Here is a 17,360-nt window from a genome sequence, read left to right on the forward strand (position 1 = left end):
CCCGTCAGCGCGGTGGCGGGAGGGTGTGGAGGTTGCGCGGCGTGACCGAGCGGGCCAGCCGGTACGCGGCCTCCGCGTTCACGAGCCCCGACCCGGTCGGCCCGTCGTAGCCGTCCGTGGCCACCTCGCCCATCGCGCTCTTGCCGTCGAGCACGTCCCGCGCCGACGCCTTGAGTATGGCCTTGACGAGGTCCGGCGACAGCCCCGGCTGCGCCTGCTTGAGCAGCGCGCACACCCCGGCGATCTGCGGGGAGGCCGCGCTGGTGCCGCTGATCACGGCCCAGCCGTCGTCCTTGCCCGTGCCGTCCTTGTTCGGGTAGCCGGGCCCGGCCAGGCTTGTGTCGATCTCGTCGCCCGGCTCGACGGGCAGCATGATGTAGATCGCGTGCGGCTGCTTGCCCACCAGACCGCACACGTCGGGCACGTGCCGCCCGGCGTAGATGAGGCTGTCGAAGCTGCTGGCGTAGTCGGAGGCCTCCATCCTGAACTCGCCGTTGGCCGTGGTTGTTGACAGGGTCTCATCCACGAAGACACCGCCGACCGCGATGACGTCCGGCATCATCGCCGGGAAGGCGACGTGGCCGTTCCCCGCCGAGAAGCAGACGACGATGCCGCGCTCGCGTACCGCCTCGATGACCGCCAGCTCCAGCGGGCGCAGCGCGTTCGGCAGGGAGGTGACGTTCGGCAGGTGGAAGCCCCAGCTGTTGGTCATGACCGCCGGCGACAGGTCGGAGGCCGCCTTGAAGGCGAGCGTCGGGTTGGCCCCCATCTTGACGCCGACGAAGTCGATGTCGCGGGCGCTGGCGAAGATGTTCGCGGCCTCCGCGGTGCCGTGCCCGTACTCGTCGTGCTGCACCGAGGTGGCGTCCGGGGCGAGCGTGGCGTTGTAGTTGTAGCCGTGGTGGTCGTAGAAGGGGTGCCGGTAGAAGCCCGTGTCCGGCATCGCGACCAGCACGCCGCGGCCCGTCACCCCGCGGTCGTGCACCGGGTGCGCGCGCAGGAGGAGCGCCACGTCGTCGGGCACCCGCAGGTGGTGGTAGCCGACGCGGGGCGGGATGGGGGAGGCGGCGAAGAAGCGCGGCGGGGCCTGCGGGTAGGCCCGCTCGATGTACGGCTCCAGGTCCGGCGGGATCGTGAACGGCTCGCCGCTCACGTGCGACAGATAGGGCACCTGGGCACCGGCCGCGGAGGTCACGTCCGGCGGCCGGCCCGTCAGCTCGGCCTGGCGCACCTCGACGTGGGTGTTGAACGTGCTCTCCCACAGCGATCGCGGCCCCTCGGCGCTGATGGAGTACGTGCCGACGTGCCGTACCGTGAAGCCCCTGGCCTGGAGCGCGCTCGCGGCGCGCTCGGCGAGGCCGGGGGCCGGCTTGAGCTGGTCGAGGCTCGCGGTCTGCGCCGCCGCGGATTCGGCGAACATCGAGGCGCCGCTCTCCGGTCGCAGGGCCGCTTCGAAGTAGACGGTGTCCTCACGTCGCTCGGTCATCGTGGTCATGTCGCTCCTTTGCGAGATGAGACCGCGTGCCAGGCGCCGCTTCGACCTCGGCCGAGACGATGTCGCCCGCAGCGGCCATGCCCCCAGGCTCCGCGCCAGGGGCAGGCCGCGACACAGGGAACGGCCCAGGGATTACCCTGGGGTTGCGTCCCTCAGCGACCGGTCCACTTGATCTCGTACGCCTTGAGCGCGTACTCCTTGCCGTCCACGGTCGTGGTCACGGCGGAGTCGGCGGTGTTGACCAGCAGCAGCTGCTGCGGCTGCGCCAGCACCCTGACCTTGGAGTCCGACGAGGTGACCGGGTCCAGCTCGGCCCCGGCGGGGAACCACTTGACGAAGTTCGCCAGCAGCCGGCCGGTGTCCGTCTCGGCGCCGCTGCGCGAGTCCCACAGGCACGCCTGGCAGGCGCCGTCCTTGCTCTGCGGGTTCCAGTACAGGGCCGTGGCGGCCCCGCTCCGCGCGAACTCGATCATCGAGGCGGCCTGCACCGCGATCCGCTTGTTCTCGGGCCAGGTGGTGCCGTCCTCGGGCACGAAATACCACTCCGACCACCAGACCGGCAGGTCGCCGACCTTGTCGCGCAGCCACTTGGTGACCGCGCCGAACTTCGCCAGCGCCCCGAACTCGTCGGGCAGCAACTCGTGAGCGTCCGTGGGCGAGGCGCCGTCGACCACGACGAAGTCGGCGCCCTTCTTGTTCTTGAACCAGTAGTCGAAGGCGTCCAGCACGTTCTGGTTGACGACCCCCCAGTCGCCGCGCAGCTCTGACTGGCCGCGCTGGTTGCTGTCGAAGCCGATGTAGGGGCCGCCGACCTGGGCGTCCGGCCGGGCCTGCTTCACCGCCGCGTACACCTTGTTGTACAGCTCGGTGTAGCCCTTGTAGTCCGCGGGCTTGGAGTGGTCGCGCCAGAAGCCCTTGAACTCGTTCCAGACCATGAAGTACTTGACGTCCTTGTACCTCGTGGCCACGGCCGCCGACAGCTTGGCGAAGTCGTCGAAGTGCTGAGGGTAGGGGGCGTCCTCCAGGTGCTCCCGCCAGGCGGACTCCTCGGTGGGGCCCTGGGGGCCGCCCTTCATCCAGTCGGGGGCGCAGCAGAGCGTGATGACGGGGACGCCGCCGGACTGCCTCATCAGGTTGATCCGGCTGTCGAGGTCCTCCCAGTAGTACTGCCCCGGGTAGGGCTCGGGGTTGAGCGCTCCGAACCCCATGATGTGCTGGTTCTGCAGCATCGGGGTCTGCGAGAGCCGCCCGGCGACGTCGCGTTCGAACTGGGGGGTGATGTTGTTGGCGCTGACGCCCGTATGGGTGAAGCCCCAGCGTGGCCAGCCGTCGTCCACCTTCGGCGGCGCCTCGGGCGCCGGTTGGGACTTGGTGGGAGACTGCTGCCGCTGTTCCTGCTGGGCTCCCGTGGTCCCCTGCTCCGCGGGCCCGGCAGCCGAGCAGCCCGTCATGACCAGTGCCATGACGGCCGCTAAGACGCTCGCTCTGCCGAGCCTCCGCAAGATCGATCCCCCGCTAGTCGATGCCACCCGGTTCTCACCTGATCCTCGCCATTGGTATACCGTCTGTAGCGTTCCATGGGCGGCCTAAAAGGGGCACATCGGGAGCGGGGTTCACAGCTAATCGTTATCCGCGAAAAGGCGTCTGTGATTTTCCGCCCATTCGGCGAACGTCCGCGCGGGGCGGCCGAGGATCTTCGTCACCTCCTCCGTCACCGGATGGGGCCGGGAGCCGCCCCTGGCGTACCTGTCCATCAGGGCCCGTACGAACGGCTGCGGCAGGCCCCTCCCGACCATGGCCCGCTCGGCCGTCTCCGGTGGGATCTCCTGGAACAGCAGGGGCCGGCCGATCGCCGCGCCGATGATCCGCACCATCTCCTCGTGGGTCAGCGACCGGGGGCCGGTCAGCTCGACCCTGCGCCCGGCCAGGTCGCCGGTGAGCAGCGCGCGGGCGGCCACCTCGACCAGGTCCCGATCGTCGAGCGGCGCCTCCTGGAACGACGCGTGCACGTACCGGACGGTGTCGCCGGCGCGGATCTGGGCGCCCCAGGAGGTGACCGCGTTGGACGCGAACGAGCCGGCCCGCAGGCTCGTCCAGCTCAGCCCGCTGGCCACGGCGGCGGCCTCGGCCTCCTTGTTCCGGTCACCGCGGAAGCGGGAGGGCTGCTGGTCGAGCGGGTCGTCGATGTTCATCGCCGACAGGGCGGCCACGCGCGTCGCGCCGTGCTCCTTGGCGAGGGCGAGCAGTTCGCCGGCGGAGTCGCCGATGACGCGCGAGTGCAGGAAGACGGCGCTGACGCCGTCCAGGTGGCGGGCCAGCGTGGCCGGCCTGGCCGGGTCGCCCTCGACGACCTCCGCCCCGGCGGGGAGCCGGGCCGCCCGCGGGTCGCGGCTGACGGCGCGGACCTCGGCGCCTTCGGCGAGAAGCAGCTCGACCAGGGGCCGCCCGACGGCGCCGGTCGCGCCGGTCACCAGGATCGTGTTGTCTGTCATGCCTCCTGAGAGGCGCGCCGGTACCCGGAGTGTGACGCCGTCCGGGCGAATGTGACCCACGCCTCGTCGTGCTCGGCGCCCGCGTCACCCGGGACGCGCCCCGGGACGCCGCCTGCTTCGTCTGCGGCGGCCCGGGGTTCGTGGCGTCCATGGTCGAGGAACTGCGGGCGCGCGGAGTGCCGGCCGGGCGGGCGTTCACCGAGCGGTTCGAGTGGTGAGTTGTCAGACGTACCCGGTGGAGCCGTCCGGGCGGATGGGCAGGACGCGCTCCCAATGCACGTAGTCGTCGGTGCGCAGGGCCGACTCGTCGATCTCCACCCCCCAGCCCGGCCGGTCGGGCCGCAGCTCCAGGTAGCCGTCCACCGGCAGGTACGGGTCCGGGCACCACGTCGTCTCGTCCGGCTTGTACTCCAGCAGCTTCAGCCCGTGATGCGTGGCCGCGAAGTGCACGTTCACGGCGGTCGCCAGCGGCCCCATCGGGTTGTGCGGGGCCACGCTCGCGAAGTGCGCCTCCGCGATGGCCGCGATCCGGCGCAGCTGCGCCAGCCCGCCGACCACGCACACGTCCGGCTGGACGATGTCCGCCCCGCCGGCCGTCAGCAGGGCCAGGAAGTCCTGCGGCAGGAACAGCGACTCGCCGGTCGCGAGCGGCACGTCGAGCTGGGAGCGCAGGTGCCCCCAGGCCGGGATGTACTCGGGCCGGATCGGCTCCTCGAACCAGAGCGGGTCGTACGGGGCCAGCGCGTTGCCGAGCTGGATCGCCTGGCGCGGCTCGAAGATGCGGGCGTGCGCCTCGAAGGCGAACTCCCACTCCGGCGGGCTCGTCGAGCGGATCTCGGCGAAGTAGTCGGCCGCCTCCTTGCACACGTTGCCCCACCTGCCCGCGTACAGGTCGCGCCGGTACGGGCTCAGCTTGAAGGCGGTGAAGCCGTAGCGGTCGTTCAGCTCCTGGGTCAGGTCGCGGCAGGCGGGCGGGTCGGGCGCGGTGTAGACGCCGCAGTAGACCGGGACGCGGTCGCGTACGTTGCCGCCGAGCAGCATGTAGACGGGCAGGCCCGCAGCCTTGCCGGAGATGTCCCACAACGCCTGGTCGATGGCCGCGATGGCGGCCAGCCCGAGCGCGCCCGGCGGGAAGCGGGCCTCCTGGAGCAGGCGGCGCACCACGTACTCGACCCGCCGCGGGTCCACCCCCTCGATCTGCCGGAACATGTACTCCAGCACCGGCGGCAGCGCGTGGTCGGGCCCGTGGTTGTAGGCCTCGCCCCAACCGGACACACCTTCGTCGGTCTCGATCTTCACCAGCAGCCGCGGCCGGTTGCCGACGCGCTGCATGTACGTGCGCAACGCGGTGATCTTCATGCTCCTCCTTCCTGCCAGGCGGCCAGGATCATGGCCACCTCGTCGCGTACGGTGTCGGGCAGCGCCCGGCTGGGCGGCCGGACGTCGCGGCGGCAGAGCCCGAGCCGGGCGAGCGCCTCCTTGACGACCGACACGTTGTCGGCCGAGGCGTCCGCGCCCCGCAGCTCCTCGAACCGCCTGATCAGCTCCCATACCTCCATCGCCGCCGGATAGTCGCCGGCGCGCAGCGCGTCGCGCATCCGCAGCGTGAGCGAGGGCGCCGCGGTGACCAGGCCCGAGGTGAAGCCGCGCGCCCCGACCGCCCAGTACGCCGGCGTGTACGGCTCCGCGAGCCCGCACAACCAGGCGAACCGGTCGAGCCCGGCGTCCCGGGCGACCGAGGCGAACCTCACCGGATCGGGCACCGCGTACTTGACCCCGACCACGTTCGGGCACTCCTCGCCCAGCCGCCGCACCTCGGCCCCGCCGATGCGCGGGCTGCGGATGTAGGGGACGACGCCCAGTTCGGGCACCGCGCGGGCGATCTCGCGGTGGTAGCCCACCCAGCCCTCGCCCGACACGTACGGGTGCACGGGCTGGTGCACCATCACCATGCGCACGCCCAGGTCACGGGCCTGCCGGGCGGACTCCACGGCCGAGGCCAGGTCCAGCCCGACGCCCGCCAGCACGGTGGCGTCGTCACCCACCGCCGCCACCGTGGACTCCAGCACCTGGCTCCGCTCGGCCGGGCTGAGCGCGTAGAACTCGCCCGTGTTGCCGTTCGGCGTGATCACGTTGACACCCGCGTCGACCAGCCTGCGCACGAGCTTGGCGTTCGCGTCGAGATCCACGGCGCCGCCCTCGTCGAAGGGCGTCACCGTGACGGCCGCGACGTCGTTCAGCACAGTACGCAAGAATCAACCTCTGCTTTCGTTCAGCGGGCGGATCTTCACCACGAACCCGTAGATGAGCGTGCCCAGGATGGCCATCGCCCCGGCGAAGAGCATCGGCCCGGTGTAGGAGTTGCCGCTCAGCGTCAGGAAGAACCCGATGAGGATCGGGCTGATGATGTTGCCGATCTGCGAGCCGAAGTTCTGGAAGCCCGCGACCGAACCGACCACCGACGGCGACGGGGCCACCTCGGCGGGCAGGCTGAGGATGGCGGCGCCGGCGAAGGAGTGGGCGCAGTTGCTGACCGACAGCAGGATCATGACGGCCACGTTGCCCGGCACGAACGTGGTCAGCGCGATCGTGGAGGCCAGCAGCATGCCGGTGATGATGGGGATCTTGCGGGCGCGGGCGATGGGGACGCCGCGGCGTACCAGCCAGTCGGAGAACGCGCCGCCCGCGATCGTGGCGCCCACCCCGAGCAGGGCCGGGATCGAGCCGAACACGCCCAGCTGCAGGATCGTGAAGCCACGGTCCTCCACCAGGTAGCTCGGGTACCAGGTCAGGAAGAACGCGCCGGTGGCCGAGCGGCAGATGTAACCGAGCACCAGCCCCCACACCGTCGGATAGCGCAGCAGCGAGACCCAGCGCATCTTCGGCCCGGTCTCGGGCACGGCCGCGTCGCCGCCCTCGATGTAGTCGAGCTCGGCCTGGGAGATGCGCGGGTGCTCCTGCGGCTGGCGGTAGATCATCAGCCACCCGACCACCCAGAACAGTCCGAGCGCGCCGATCACCACGAACGCCGCCCGCCAGCCGAAGGCCGCGATGAGCCCGGTCACCACCGGGACCGACAGGGCCACGCCGACCTGCTGGCCGGTGTCGAACAGGCTGGAGGCCAGCGCCCGCTCCCTACGCGGGAACCAGGCGGAGACCACCTTGATGTTGGCCGGCTGCACGGGGGCCTCGCCCATGCCGAGGCCGAGCCGGCAGACGATCAGCGAGGCGAACCCACTGGCCAGCGCGGTGGCGGCGGTCCACAACGACCACCACACGACGGCGATGGGATAGATGACGCGGGGGCCGAACCGGTCGAGCAGCCAGCCGGAGGGCAGCTGGAAGATCGCGTAGCTCCAGAAGAACGAGGAGAGCAGGACCCCCTTCATGGTCTGGTCGAATCCCAGCTCCTGCTGCATGTAGGTGCTGGCGACGCTGAGGCTGGACCGGTCGAGGTAGGCGATCGTCAGGCCGAGGCCCGACATCGTGATGATCGTCCAGCGGAGTCGGGACCGTGCGGGTCGCGCTGTCGCGGGCACGGCGGGAGCGGGCATGGCGGAGTTAGACTGCATTTTGAGCTCCATGCTGCAGGTCAGTGCAGTGGCCACGCGGGACCGCCGGATCGCGTTCCCGGCCGGCGTCGTTGGCGCGACGCCCTCCGGTGTTCCGTCCGGTCCAGCGCGTGGTGAGCCGTCATCACCGGTGTGGCCCGTGTCCGCGGGTCACACCGGACGGCTCTCTTTCTTCGTACGGGCTCCCTTCGTGAAGTCCCGGAAGTCGGTAATTGACGCGACTGTAACCGAAACGGCGGTCATATACGAGATGCCATGTAAGATATCTTCTGGTCATGAGCATCGCGTCACCCGTCTTCGGCGGGCAGCCCAGGTCAATGTCCTCGCGGGGCACGGTCGTCCTTGAGGCGATCAAGCACGCGATCCTGACCGGCGCGCTCCAGCCGGGCCAGCCCCTCGTCGAGACCGACCTGGCCCAGCAGCTCGGCGTGTCGAAGACGCCCGTGCGCGAGGCGCTGAAGACGCTGGCGGGCGCCGGGCTGGTCACGATGAGCGAGTACAAGGGCGCGACGGTGCGCACGGTGGACACGGCGCTGATGGAGTCGGTCTACGACCTGCGCCTGCTGCTGGAGCCGGAGGCGGTCTCCCGTACGGTCCAGCGGAGCGCCGACCTGACCCCGGCCGCCGACGCCCTGCGCCGCGCCGACGAGGCCGCCGACCGGGCCGATCGCAGCCTGGCCAACCGCGACTTCCACCGCGCCCTCTACGCCGGCTGCGGCAATCCGCTGCTCGTCTCCACCCTCGACTCCCTGCGCGACCAGACCGCCCTGATCTCGGCGGCGGCGTGGAGCCGGGCGGCGACGTGGGAGCGCGAGGCCGAGGAACACCGCGGCATCCTGCGCGCCGCCCAGTCCGGTGCCCCGGAGCAGACGGCCGGCCTGCTCCGCGACCACATCTGCCGATTCGTCGACCGCGTCAACGCCTCCGGCGGCCTCACCCCACCCCCTGACGCCGCCCTCACCCCGCCTCCTGACGGCCCCACGCCCTGACCCGCGTGGCGTCGCCTCACCAAGTGGATCTTCCACAAGGCGCGGCCCCGGGGCATGGGCCGGCCCCGGCCGACGGGGCGACCGGGGCCGGGTGGGCCGAGGTCAGTCGGCGCAGATGGCGAAGACGCTGATGCCGACGTCGTTGTAGCCGTCCTGGCGGCCGATGCCGATCCAGCCGCGGCCGTCATCGGTGGGGAACGACCCGACCAGGATCGCCCTGTTGCCGCGGGCCTCGGCGCCGCCGCCGAGGACCTTCTTGTTGCCGGGGCAGTAGAGCGTGCGGCGCTGGAAGTTGGGGACGTTGGCGTTGGGCAGGGTGACGAGCTGGTAGCCGGGTGGCAGAGCCGATAGGCGGGCGGCCGCCGGGACCGGCACGGACGCCTGGTCGGCGGCGGCGGTCGTCGGGTAAGGGGGTTGACGCGATAAGTATCCGTGCCGTCACGTACCGTGTCCATGCGTATCTGTGTTCGGGTCTACGGCCCGATCGTCGGCGGTGGGGGAGCGGTCGGTCCGCCGGCTCGGCGCGCCGGGGGGCAAGGCGGCAGCGGAAGCAGGCGAGGGGCGGGGTGCGGAACTCCGGACCCGGCGCTGATCGTTGTGGCCAGCGGCAGACAACCCAACCCGATCTTGCAACAGGGAGAACAGAGCCGTGGTCTTCAAACGGATGCTGGGTGCTTTCGGCGTCGGCGCGCCTTCGGTGGACACCGTGCTGTCCACCCCAAGGACCCAGCCGGGCGGCACGCTGCGCGGGGAGGTACGACTCAAGGGCGGAGACTTCGACGCCGAGATCGAGCACGTCACCCTCGGCCTGGTGGCCAGGGTCGAGATCGAGCACGGCGACAGCGAGCACGGCGGGCTCGGCGAGTTCGCCAGTTCGCGGGTCTCCGGGCCGTTCACGCTGCGCAAGGGCGAGGACCGCGTCATCGGGTTCGAGCTGCCGGTGCCGTGGGAGGCGCCGATCAGCGAGATCGGCGGGCAGCCGCTGACCGGGATGGCGGTCGGCGTGCGCACCGAGCTGGCCATCGCCAAGGCCGTCGACAAGGGCGACCTCGACATGATCGCGATCGAGCCGCTGCCGTCGCAGCTGCGCATCCTGGAGGCGTTCCTGGGGCTCGGGTTCGGGTTCAGGTCGGCCGACCTGGAGGCGGGGCACCTGTACGGAGTGCACCAGCAGCTGCCGTTCTACCAGGAGATCGAGTTCTACCCGAGCGGCCACTACGCCGGCCGGGTGGGCGAGGTCGAGGTGACGTTCGTGGCCGACCCCGCGGGGCTCGAAGTGGTGCTGGAGGCGGACAAGCGCTCCGGGCGCTACTCGTCGAGCGACGCCATCGGCCGCTTCCACGTCAGCCACGACGACGCCCTGCGTACCGACTGGGCGGGCGAGCTGGGCCGCTGGCTGGACGGCCTCGCCCAGTACGGGCCCGTCCACCACGGCGGCCACTACGACCCGCATCACGGCGGGCACTACGACCCGCACCACCACGGCGGCCACCACGACGAGCACCGCGGTCCGGGCTGGGGCACGGTGGCCGCCGCCGGGGCCGCGGGTGTCGTGGGCGGCCTCGTGGCGGGGGAGATCGTCGAGGAGATCTTCGAGGGGGGCGAGGACGAGGGCGGCGACTGGTGACCCGTTAGCCCTGCTCCCGCGGCGGCCGGTGACCCCGCCCGCCGCGGGCGGCTCCGCGTGCCCGAAGACAAACGCTCTGTGATCATAACCGTGCAACCGCGCTGTAAGTGGGACGAAAGCATCAGCAATAGGTTGTAGATCGTTACCTGATCGAGTCTGATCTGAAGGAGCCGACGTAATCAGCACCACTATGTGGAGCGAACTGCGCATCACTTCCGCGCCGCAGCTGTCCATCTCGATCTCGCCGCACCTGACCGCCCTTGCGATGATCGCCGACGCCCTCGCGGGCCGCCGCCGCGGCCTGCCGGAGCTCTGGCGCAAGGCGATCAGCTCGCGTGTCAGCCCGCAGGGGCACCAGGCGGTGCGTCCCCTGGCCGCCCCCGGCTACTCGGTGGTTCCCGACAGCATCGTGCCGCGGACACCCACCAGCGGAGACATCTCCGTGCAGGCCCAGCTCGGCGCCCTGCGCGACCTCCCGTCCGACAGCCTGACCAGGGATCTGGAGCAGGCGTTCGGTCAGGGGCCGCTGCCCGTCCACTGGCGTTCGGCGGCCGAGCGGCCCGACCGCTGGCTGAACGGCTACGCCGACGCCCTCGCCGCCGTCTGGAACACCACCGAGCCCGTGTGGCGGCGGGCCCGCGCGCTGCTGGACAGGGAGGTCCAGCGCGTCGGCATCGCCGCCGTCCGCGGCGGCCCCGAGTTGCTGCTCGGCGCTCTCAACAGCCGCATCATGTACGGCGAGCGCGGGCTGCTCATCGCCGACGTGGAGTCGAGCACGTTCGAGCTGGGCGACCGGAGGATCGTCCTGGTGCCGATGCTGGCGGGCAAGGACGCCGTCATCGTCAGCCTGGACCACGACGATGCCGTCTGGATCGCGTACCCGGTGCCCGGAGCGGAGACGCTGTGGCACCGGCCCGTAGCACCGGCGTTCGACGACTTGTCGGCGCTGGTCGGGCCGGTCCGCGCGGACCTGCTCGTCGCGATCGGCCAGCCCATGACCATGAGCATGCTGGCGGCCGGCATGCAGGTCGCGCCCAGCAGCATCACGTACCACTGCGACCGGTTGAGCGCCGCCCAGCTGATCACCAGGGAGCGGCGCGGGCGCGAGGTGTGGATCACCCGCACCCGGCGCGCGGAGGAACTGCTGGAGATGTTCCGCTGAGCCGGGGGCGCGCCGGGCCACCCGCCCGGCGCGCCCCCGCCGGAGGGCGGTTGACACGACCACACCTTCACCACGAAACTCTCCCGAAACACCGCAAGGTGCGTACTGTAAACGTTTACGGGAGCGGTTGATGCGCAAACCCCGCTGGCTCGCCGTGCTCGCCGTCCTGGCGTCACTGTCCTTCCTGGCCGCGCCGGGCGAGACGGAGGTACGGGCGGGCGGCACGCTGACCACCGGCTCCGCCCCGTCCCAGGCCCTGGGCGAGAACATCGCCTACAACGTCTACCTGCCCAGCGGCTACGACCGGGGCGGCGACCGCCACCCCGTGCTCTACCTCCTGCACGGCCGGGGCGACACCATGCAGGCCTGGACCCGGGTCAAGACCCTGCTCGACGACATGATCCGGACCAAGCGCATCCCGCCCGTCATCGCCGTCATGCCGGACGCCCCCTGGAGCGAGCGCGGCGGCTGGTACGTGGACTCCCGCCACACCGGCGCCGACCTGCCCGGCAGGCCGGTCGAGACGGCCCTGACCAGGGATCTGGTGGCGTACGTGGACGCGACGTACCGTACGGCGCCCATCAGGGAGGCCCGCCTGGTCGGCGGGTACTCGATGGGCGGCGCGGGCGCGCTGCGGTTCGCGCTGGCGCACCAGGACCTGTTCGGCGCCGCCGCCGTGCTCAGCCCGGCCGTCTACACGCCGCTGCCGCCGTCCGACTCCTCCGCCCGCGACTACGGGGCGTTCGGCGAGGGCGGCGAGAAGTTCTCCGACGAGGTCTACCGGGAGCTCAACTACCCGGCCCTGCTGCCGAAGCTGGACCCCGACCTGCCGGTGCGGCTGTTCGTGGCGGTCGGCGACGACGAGTACGCCAACCCGGACCCCGCCGACGCCCGCCACGACCTGGACTTCGAGTCCGCCGCCCTCTACAACGCCGCCCGGCGCTCGCCCGCGCTCTCGGCCCAGCTGCGGATCATGGACGGCGGCCACGACTGGACGGTCTGGGAGCCCGCGTTCGAGCAGGCCATGGCCGAGCTGGGCCCGGGCCTGAGCGTCACGCCGCCGACCGGCCTGCCCGCCCCGCTGTACGGAACCGCCGGCCCCGACTGGGCCGGGGGAGTGGCGGCCCACGCGGACGGCTCCCTGACCATCGGATACGCGGCCGGCGGGAACGCGGTCCTCACCCGCGTCGGTGGCTGGACCAAGCAGCTCGGCACCCCGGCCGACGAGCGCCTGTACGGCGTGGCGGCCCTGCCGGACGGCGGCGTGCTGGCGGCCGGGTACACCAAGGGCGACCTGGACGGGCGGCACGCGGGCAACACCACGGACGACGCGTTCGTGGCCAACCTCGACGCGAGCGGAACCGTCCGCTGGATCACGCAGTTCGGCGTGCCTGGCGTGGCCGACCGCCTCTACGGCCTGGCCGCCGCGCCCGACGGCGGCGCGTACGTCGTGGGCTACACCAAGGGCGCGCTGGACGGCGCCAACAGCGGCGACAAGGACGCCGTCCTCGCCCGCCTCACCCCGGGCGGCGAGGTGTCCTGGATCCGCCAGTACGGCGGGGCGGGCGAGGACAAGGCCTACGGCGTCGCCGCGGACGCCTCGAACGTCTACGTCACCGGCGGCGCGAGTGCCGCCCTGCCATCCACGGGGCCATCCACGGGGCCCGGCACGGCCACGCCCGGCGGGTGGCTGGCCGCATTCGCGACGGACGGCACCAGGAAGTGGGCCGTCACGGCGGGCGGCAGCGCGAGCGACCGGCTGAACGCGGTGGCCGTCACCACGACCGGCCTGGCCGTGGCCACGGGCGGCGTCGGCGGGCACGCGTACACCGCCGCCTACACCGGCCAGGGCAAGCAGCGCTGGCAGCACACCCTCGCCACCACCGCCACCGACGCGGGCGCCGCCGTGGTCCCGCTCGCGGGCGGCGAGGTCGAGGTGGCCGGCTACACCCGCGGCCGGGTGGGCGTCCAGGCGGGCGGCGCCGACGTCCTGACGCTGCGGCTGGACGGCAGGGGCAGGCAGCGCGCCGCCGCCCAGCTTGGCACCGCCAGGGACGACGGCGTGGACGCGTTCAACGAGCCCAACCTGTACGCGACCGCCACCCCGTCCGGCGAGGTGGCGATCACGGGCCTGACCTACGGCACCCCGAAGGGCGGCGACGCGCCGGGCAACGGCGACGTCTTCCTCGTCAGAACGTCACCAGCGGGTCCCCGATGAAGTCGGCGATGAAGTTCACGAAGAAGAAGCCGAAGAACAGGAAGTTGAGCACGAGGATGACGTAGTGCCACGGGCGCGGGCGGGCCGGGCGCGGCAGCTTGCTGTTCAGATACATGAGCAGGAACGGGTAGATCAGCGCACCCAGGTTCGACATGTTGGCCGACCACTCCACCAGGCCGACCGGCAGCGACTGGAAGATGATGATCGAGATGGCGACCAGCAGCAGGAGCATGAACGGGTAGTAGAACCGCCGCGGGTCGCCCGCGATCAGGGCACGCAGGCGCGGGCTGGTGGCGTTCGCCGCGTCGGTCGTCACCCGTACCATCGCCTCGAAGATGCCGAGCTGGGTGGAGAAGAGGATGAGCACGCCGACCACGAGCGCGGCGTAGAAGCTCACCGGCCCGTACTGCTCGCCGAGCGCGCTGGCCACGAACGTCGGCACGTTCGCCCGGGTGGGCTTCTCCCCGGCGATCGTGACGGCCTGCGCCATGAGGATCGTGGGCAACAGCATGCCGAGGATGGCGCCGACGAAGAACACGCCCCACATGTCGGTCAGCAGCAGCCGGTACCACCTGCGCCACAGGCCCCGGTTGAGCTCGTCGTCGGGGAACGTGACGCCGCTGGCCAGGATCTCGCGCCGCTCGCCGCGCAGGCCGGAGATGTAGCCCACGCGGTGGCCCATGCCGTAGCCCTTGTCGCGGTAGTGGCCCATGACGTACCAGTTCAGCCCCGAGGCCAGCGCGGTGAACCCGGCCAGGGCGCCCAGCTGGGTCGCCGTGATCCCGGCGGGCGGGGCGGCCGGGGTGAGGAAGCCGCGGATGCCCTCCCACCACTGGCTGAACGGCACCACGAGCAGGTCGACGGCCAGCAGGGCGAGCAGGATGGTGCTGACCATCACCCAGTTGGCCAGTTCGAGCGCGCGGCTGACGCGCTTGGCCCCGGCGGTGATCAGGAACACCAGCACCAGCAGCCCGATGGCCCACCAGCGCGGTTCGAGGTCGTCTGCCGCCGGCGGCACGCCGTGGACGAGCGCGTACACGCCCTGACCCGCCGACGCGGCCCACCCGCCCGCGATGAACGCGAAGATCACGATGAGCACGGACAGCGGCACCCAGAGCGGCCACCCCGGCGGCACCCGCCCCCAGCCGACCACGGGCGTCTCGCCGGTGGCGAGGACGTACCTGGAGCATTCGACGTTGTAGAACGTCTGCAGCAGCGCCGACACGACGATGACCCAGCCGACGCCGACGAATCCGTACTGGCCCACGTTGAGGGGTCCCAGTAACCACTCGCCGCTGCCGACGGAGATGCCGAGCGCGATCAGGCTCGGGCCTATGGCGTACTTGAACAGTTCCTTGGCGCCGATCTTGGAGACCTTGAAGACCTCTTCCGGCGTGGGTAGGTCGGTGACTTCGAGATCCGGTCGGCTTACTCCGAGTGGGTGCGACATCTCACTGCCTCCTGCCGCCAGAGTGATCCTCAATACGGACGGCTACAAGACCCAAATGCCATACAGCATCCAGAATCCCGCCATACAGCATCCCGCCCCACGCCCCCTCCCCACCGCCCCACGCCCCGGCCCCGCCACCGCCCCCACGCCCCGGCCCCGCCGCCGCTCCCGCGCCCCTCCCGCTCCCGCGCCCCGGCCCCGCCGCCGCTCCCGCGCCCCTCCCGCTCCCGCGCCCCGGCCCCGCCGCCGCTCCCGCTCCCGTGCCCCTCCCGCTCCCGCGCCCCGGCCCCGCCGCCGCCGCTTCTGCCCCCGCGCCCCGCCGCCTTCGCCCTCCGCCCCGCCCCGCCCCGCGCCGTCCCCGTTCCCGCGCCTCACGCCCTGTGCCCCAGGGCCTCCACGCCTCCGTGCCCGGCCCTTCGCACCTTCGCCCTTCGCACCTTCGCCCTTCGCACCTTCGCCCTCCCTGCCTTCGCCCTCCGTGCCTTCGCCCCCTCGCCCTGTGTCTCACGCCTTCTTGCCCTGCGAGGTCGGTGGTGGAGGCGGCGATAGGAGCGGTCCCGCAGGCGCACGCCAGTAGCGTGCAGGTGGCCGGCGACGCCGCCCACCGCCCGCGCAGAAGTCGCGTCGTCATGGTGGCGATGATGCAGCGCCCGGGTCTGGGCCGGTCCCAGGCCTGGCGTTATAACCAAAAGCTATCGCCCTCGGGAACGATCTTCCCAGGAGCGACATCAGCGCCCATCTGGCCGCATCTGACGTCAGCTGAGGACATAAGCGAGCGATCTTGGTTGAGGGTGCCGACAAAGTGACGAGAGGTTCCGGGCGTGCCGTTACGCCGCGTTACGGTCCTAACTACTTAGAGTGACAAAGTCACTTCGTGATAACGGGGGGAGATCATGAAAGGTAACTTCATAGCAGCCGGAGCTGGTGGTGCGCTTATCGTCGCCGCCGCTCTCGTTGGGATGGCCGGCCCGGCCAGTGCTGCCACGGGCGATCTTTGCATATCCGATGTCTGGAGCACGCTGAAGATCGACAAGACGGGCGTGTACGCCGGCCGCCGCGATGCTAACGCCTGTGACAAGCGCGACGGCTCGTACCGTAAGCACAAGGACGACAAGAAGTATTACGACGCCGACTCGTACGAGAAGGACTACGACTCGTACGACCGGGAGAAGAAGGATTACGACTCCTACGAGAAGGAGGATTCCTACCAGAAGGATGACTCCTACGAGAAGGACGACTCGTACGAGTACGGCGACTACGAGAAGAAGTACGACGAGAAGAAGTACGACGCCGACCGGTACGAGAAGGACTACGACTCCTACGACTACGACCGGCACGAGAAGAAGTACGACGACAAGAAGTACGACTACTCCGACTACGACGAGAAGAAGTACGACGACAAGAAGTACGACTACTCCGACTACGACGAGAAGAAGTACGACAGCAAGAAGTACGACTACTCCGACTACGACGAGAAGAAGTACGACGCCGACCGGTACGAGAAGGACTACGACTCCTACGACTACGACCGGCACGAGAAGAAGTTCGACAAGAAGAAGCACGAGAAGAAGTTCGACAAGAAGTACTACGACTACAGCGAGTACGAGAAGTCGTACGACTATGACCGGTACGAGCAGGGCTACGAGTCCTACGACTACGACCGGTACGAGAAGGACAGCGACAAGAAGAAGCGCTACGACGGGTACGAGAAGGACTACGACTCCTACGACTACGACGAGGAGAAGTACGACACCAAGAAGTACGACTCCTACGACTACGACTACGAGAAGAAGTTCGACTCCTACGGCGACGACCGGCAGGAGAAGGACTACGACTCCTACGACGACGACCGGCACGAGAAGCGCGTCAAGAAGCACGACGACGACTACGACTACAACGACGACCACGGGCACAAGCACCACCACCACTGGGGGTGGCCCTACGACTGGAACCGCTACGGTTGGTGGCCCCACTACGCCAACTGGGGCCTCGACTGGCCCTGGATTGCTCGTTTCTGACGGGCGGCTTGATTCGGGTTCCCGGGGACGCGTCGCGGCGCGCCCCGGGACCCCACCCCGCCGCACATTCCCACCCCTGTAAACCGATCTCCGCAGCGGAGTGCTCGATATTGGCACTCCGCAGCTTGATGGGAATGTGCGCCCCTCCTCAAAGCTCTCCCCGAAAGCTCTCCCCGAAAGCTCTCCTTGAAAGCTCTCCCCGACACCATCCACGCCGCTGCTCGAATCGCTCTCCGCGCTGCTACGGCAGCTGTAGATCGTTAATCTGAGTGGCGGGTGTCGGCGGTCATGTGACGGACACTGCTGTGACCTCGTTCCATCGTCGGTGGCAGGCGGC

At 70.5% G+C, this 17,360-nt stretch carries 14 protein-coding genes; 6 read left to right on the forward strand and 8 right to left on the reverse strand.

Annotated features, from left to right (window positions below):
- Positions 1–4 precede the first annotated feature (4 nt).
- The 3 genes from ACIBQ1_RS36295 to ACIBQ1_RS36305 form a co-directional block, all read right to left on the reverse strand.
- Positions 5–1,495 (reverse strand): S8 family serine peptidase, encoded by a 1,491-nt coding sequence (locus tag ACIBQ1_RS36295; RefSeq protein ID WP_397283840.1) that lies wholly within the window; start codon positions 1,493–1,495, stop codon positions 5–7.
- 152 nt (positions 1,496–1,647) lie between these two features.
- Positions 1,648–2,958, reverse strand: a complete 1,311-nt coding sequence (locus ACIBQ1_RS36300; protein WP_397283841.1) for a xylan 1,4-beta-xylosidase — start codon at positions 2,956–2,958, stop codon at positions 1,648–1,650.
- 156 nt (positions 2,959–3,114) lie between these two features.
- Positions 3,115–3,987: an NAD(P)H-binding protein gene (locus tag ACIBQ1_RS36305; RefSeq protein WP_397283843.1), complete on the reverse strand. Its 873-nt coding sequence runs from the start codon at positions 3,985–3,987 to the stop codon at positions 3,115–3,117.
- 68 nt (positions 3,988–4,055) lie between these two features.
- On the opposite strand from ACIBQ1_RS36305, the gene ACIBQ1_RS36310 reads away from it, so the two are divergent.
- Positions 4,056–4,205 carry a hypothetical protein gene (locus ACIBQ1_RS36310; protein WP_397283844.1) on the forward strand — a complete coding sequence of 50 codons (150 nt, stop codon included), beginning with the start codon at positions 4,056–4,058 and terminating at the stop codon, positions 4,203–4,205.
- Positions 4,206–4,209: 4 nt separating this feature from the next.
- Here the strand turns inward: ACIBQ1_RS36310 and ACIBQ1_RS36315 are convergent, their stop codons facing one another.
- Genes ACIBQ1_RS36315 through ACIBQ1_RS36325 form a run of 3 tightly spaced genes read right to left on the reverse strand, consistent with a single transcriptional unit; the run spans position 4,210 to position 7,559 of the window.
- Positions 4,210–5,346 (reverse strand): mandelate racemase/muconate lactonizing enzyme family protein, encoded by a 1,137-nt coding sequence (locus ACIBQ1_RS36315; protein ID WP_397283848.1) that lies wholly within the window; start codon positions 5,344–5,346, stop codon positions 4,210–4,212.
- Positions 5,343–6,230, reverse strand: a complete 888-nt coding sequence (locus ACIBQ1_RS36320; protein ID WP_397283877.1) for a dihydrodipicolinate synthase family protein — start codon at positions 6,228–6,230, stop codon at positions 5,343–5,345. Before ACIBQ1_RS36320 ends, ACIBQ1_RS36315 begins: the two co-directional genes overlap by 4 nt.
- Positions 6,231–6,242: 12 nt before the next feature.
- Complete coding sequence (locus ACIBQ1_RS36325; RefSeq protein WP_397283850.1) at positions 6,243–7,559, reverse strand: MFS transporter; 1,317 nt, start codon at positions 7,557–7,559, stop codon at positions 6,243–6,245.
- Positions 7,560–7,834: 275 nt separating this feature from the next.
- Here ACIBQ1_RS36325 and ACIBQ1_RS36330 point away from each other — a divergent pair, with 275 nt between their 5' ends.
- Positions 7,835–8,548, forward strand: a complete 714-nt coding sequence (locus ACIBQ1_RS36330; protein WP_397283852.1) for a GntR family transcriptional regulator — start codon at positions 7,835–7,837, stop codon at positions 8,546–8,548.
- A gap of 102 nt (positions 8,549–8,650) precedes the next feature.
- On the opposite strand, the gene ACIBQ1_RS36335 is transcribed toward ACIBQ1_RS36330, so the two are convergent.
- Complete coding sequence (locus ACIBQ1_RS36335; protein ID WP_397283854.1) at positions 8,651–8,923, reverse strand: hypothetical protein; 273 nt, start codon at positions 8,921–8,923, stop codon at positions 8,651–8,653.
- 274 nt (positions 8,924–9,197) lie between these two features.
- Between ACIBQ1_RS36335 and ACIBQ1_RS36340 the strand changes: the two genes are divergently transcribed.
- From ACIBQ1_RS36340 to ACIBQ1_RS36350, 3 genes are all read left to right on the forward strand, one after another.
- A complete protein-coding gene (locus tag ACIBQ1_RS36340; RefSeq protein ID WP_397283856.1) occupies positions 9,198–10,175 on the forward strand; it encodes a sporulation protein in 978 nt (325 codons plus the stop codon).
- 190 nt (positions 10,176–10,365) lie between these two features.
- The gene (locus ACIBQ1_RS36345) at positions 10,366–11,337 is read left to right on the forward strand and encodes an ArsR/SmtB family transcription factor (RefSeq protein WP_397283858.1); all 972 of its coding nucleotides are present in this window, start codon (positions 10,366–10,368) and stop codon (positions 11,335–11,337) included.
- 130 nt (positions 11,338–11,467) lie between these two features.
- Entirely contained in the window at positions 11,468–13,555 is a 2,088-nt protein-coding gene (locus ACIBQ1_RS36350) for an alpha/beta hydrolase-fold protein (protein WP_397283859.1), read from the forward strand.
- On the opposite strand, the gene ACIBQ1_RS36355 is transcribed toward ACIBQ1_RS36350, so the two are convergent.
- Positions 13,527–15,005, reverse strand: coding sequence for an Nramp family divalent metal transporter (locus ACIBQ1_RS36355; RefSeq protein ID WP_397283861.1), 1,479 nt, complete (start codon positions 15,003–15,005; stop codon positions 13,527–13,529). The genes ACIBQ1_RS36350 and ACIBQ1_RS36355 overlap by 29 nt on opposite strands.
- Positions 15,006–15,964: 959 nt before the next feature.
- Here ACIBQ1_RS36355 and ACIBQ1_RS36360 point away from each other — a divergent pair.
- Complete coding sequence (locus tag ACIBQ1_RS36360) at positions 15,965–17,023, forward strand: hypothetical protein (protein WP_397283863.1); 1,059 nt, start codon at positions 15,965–15,967, stop codon at positions 17,021–17,023.
- Positions 17,024–17,360: the final 337 nt, after the last annotated feature.

Source organism: Nonomuraea sp. NPDC050153, assembly GCF_044460125.1.
GTDB lineage: Bacteria > Actinomycetota > Actinomycetes > Streptosporangiales > Streptosporangiaceae > Nonomuraea.

Bases quoted from the DNA above. Each gene is read 5' to 3' on its own strand.
- ACIBQ1_RS36315 (WP_397283848.1), bottom strand. From the start codon at position 5,346: ATGAAGATCACCGCGTTGCGCACGTACATGCAGCGCGTCGGCAACCGG.
- ACIBQ1_RS36300 (WP_397283841.1), bottom strand. From the start codon at position 2,958: ATGGCACTGGTCATGACGGGCTGCTCGGCTGCCGGGCCCGCGGAGCAG.
- ACIBQ1_RS36350 (WP_397283859.1), top strand. From the start codon at position 11,468: ATGCGCAAACCCCGCTGGCTCGCCGTGCTCGCCGTCCTGGCGTCACTG.
- ACIBQ1_RS36355 (WP_397283861.1), bottom strand. From the start codon at position 15,005: ATGTCGCACCCACTCGGAGTAAGCCGACCGGATCTCGAAGTCACCGAC.
- ACIBQ1_RS36330 (WP_397283852.1), top strand. From the start codon at position 7,835: ATGAGCATCGCGTCACCCGTCTTCGGCGGGCAGCCCAGGTCAATGTCC.
- ACIBQ1_RS36345 (WP_397283858.1), top strand. From the start codon at position 10,366: ATGTGGAGCGAACTGCGCATCACTTCCGCGCCGCAGCTGTCCATCTCG.
- ACIBQ1_RS36305 (WP_397283843.1), bottom strand. From the start codon at position 3,987: ATGACAGACAACACGATCCTGGTGACCGGCGCGACCGGCGCCGTCGGG.
- ACIBQ1_RS36325 (WP_397283850.1), bottom strand. From the start codon at position 7,559: ATGCAGTCTAACTCCGCCATGCCCGCTCCCGCCGTGCCCGCGACAGCG.
- ACIBQ1_RS36295 (WP_397283840.1), bottom strand. From the start codon at position 1,495: ATGACCACGATGACCGAGCGACGTGAGGACACCGTCTACTTCGAAGCG.
- ACIBQ1_RS36360 (WP_397283863.1), top strand. From the start codon at position 15,965: ATGGCCGGCCCGGCCAGTGCTGCCACGGGCGATCTTTGCATATCCGAT.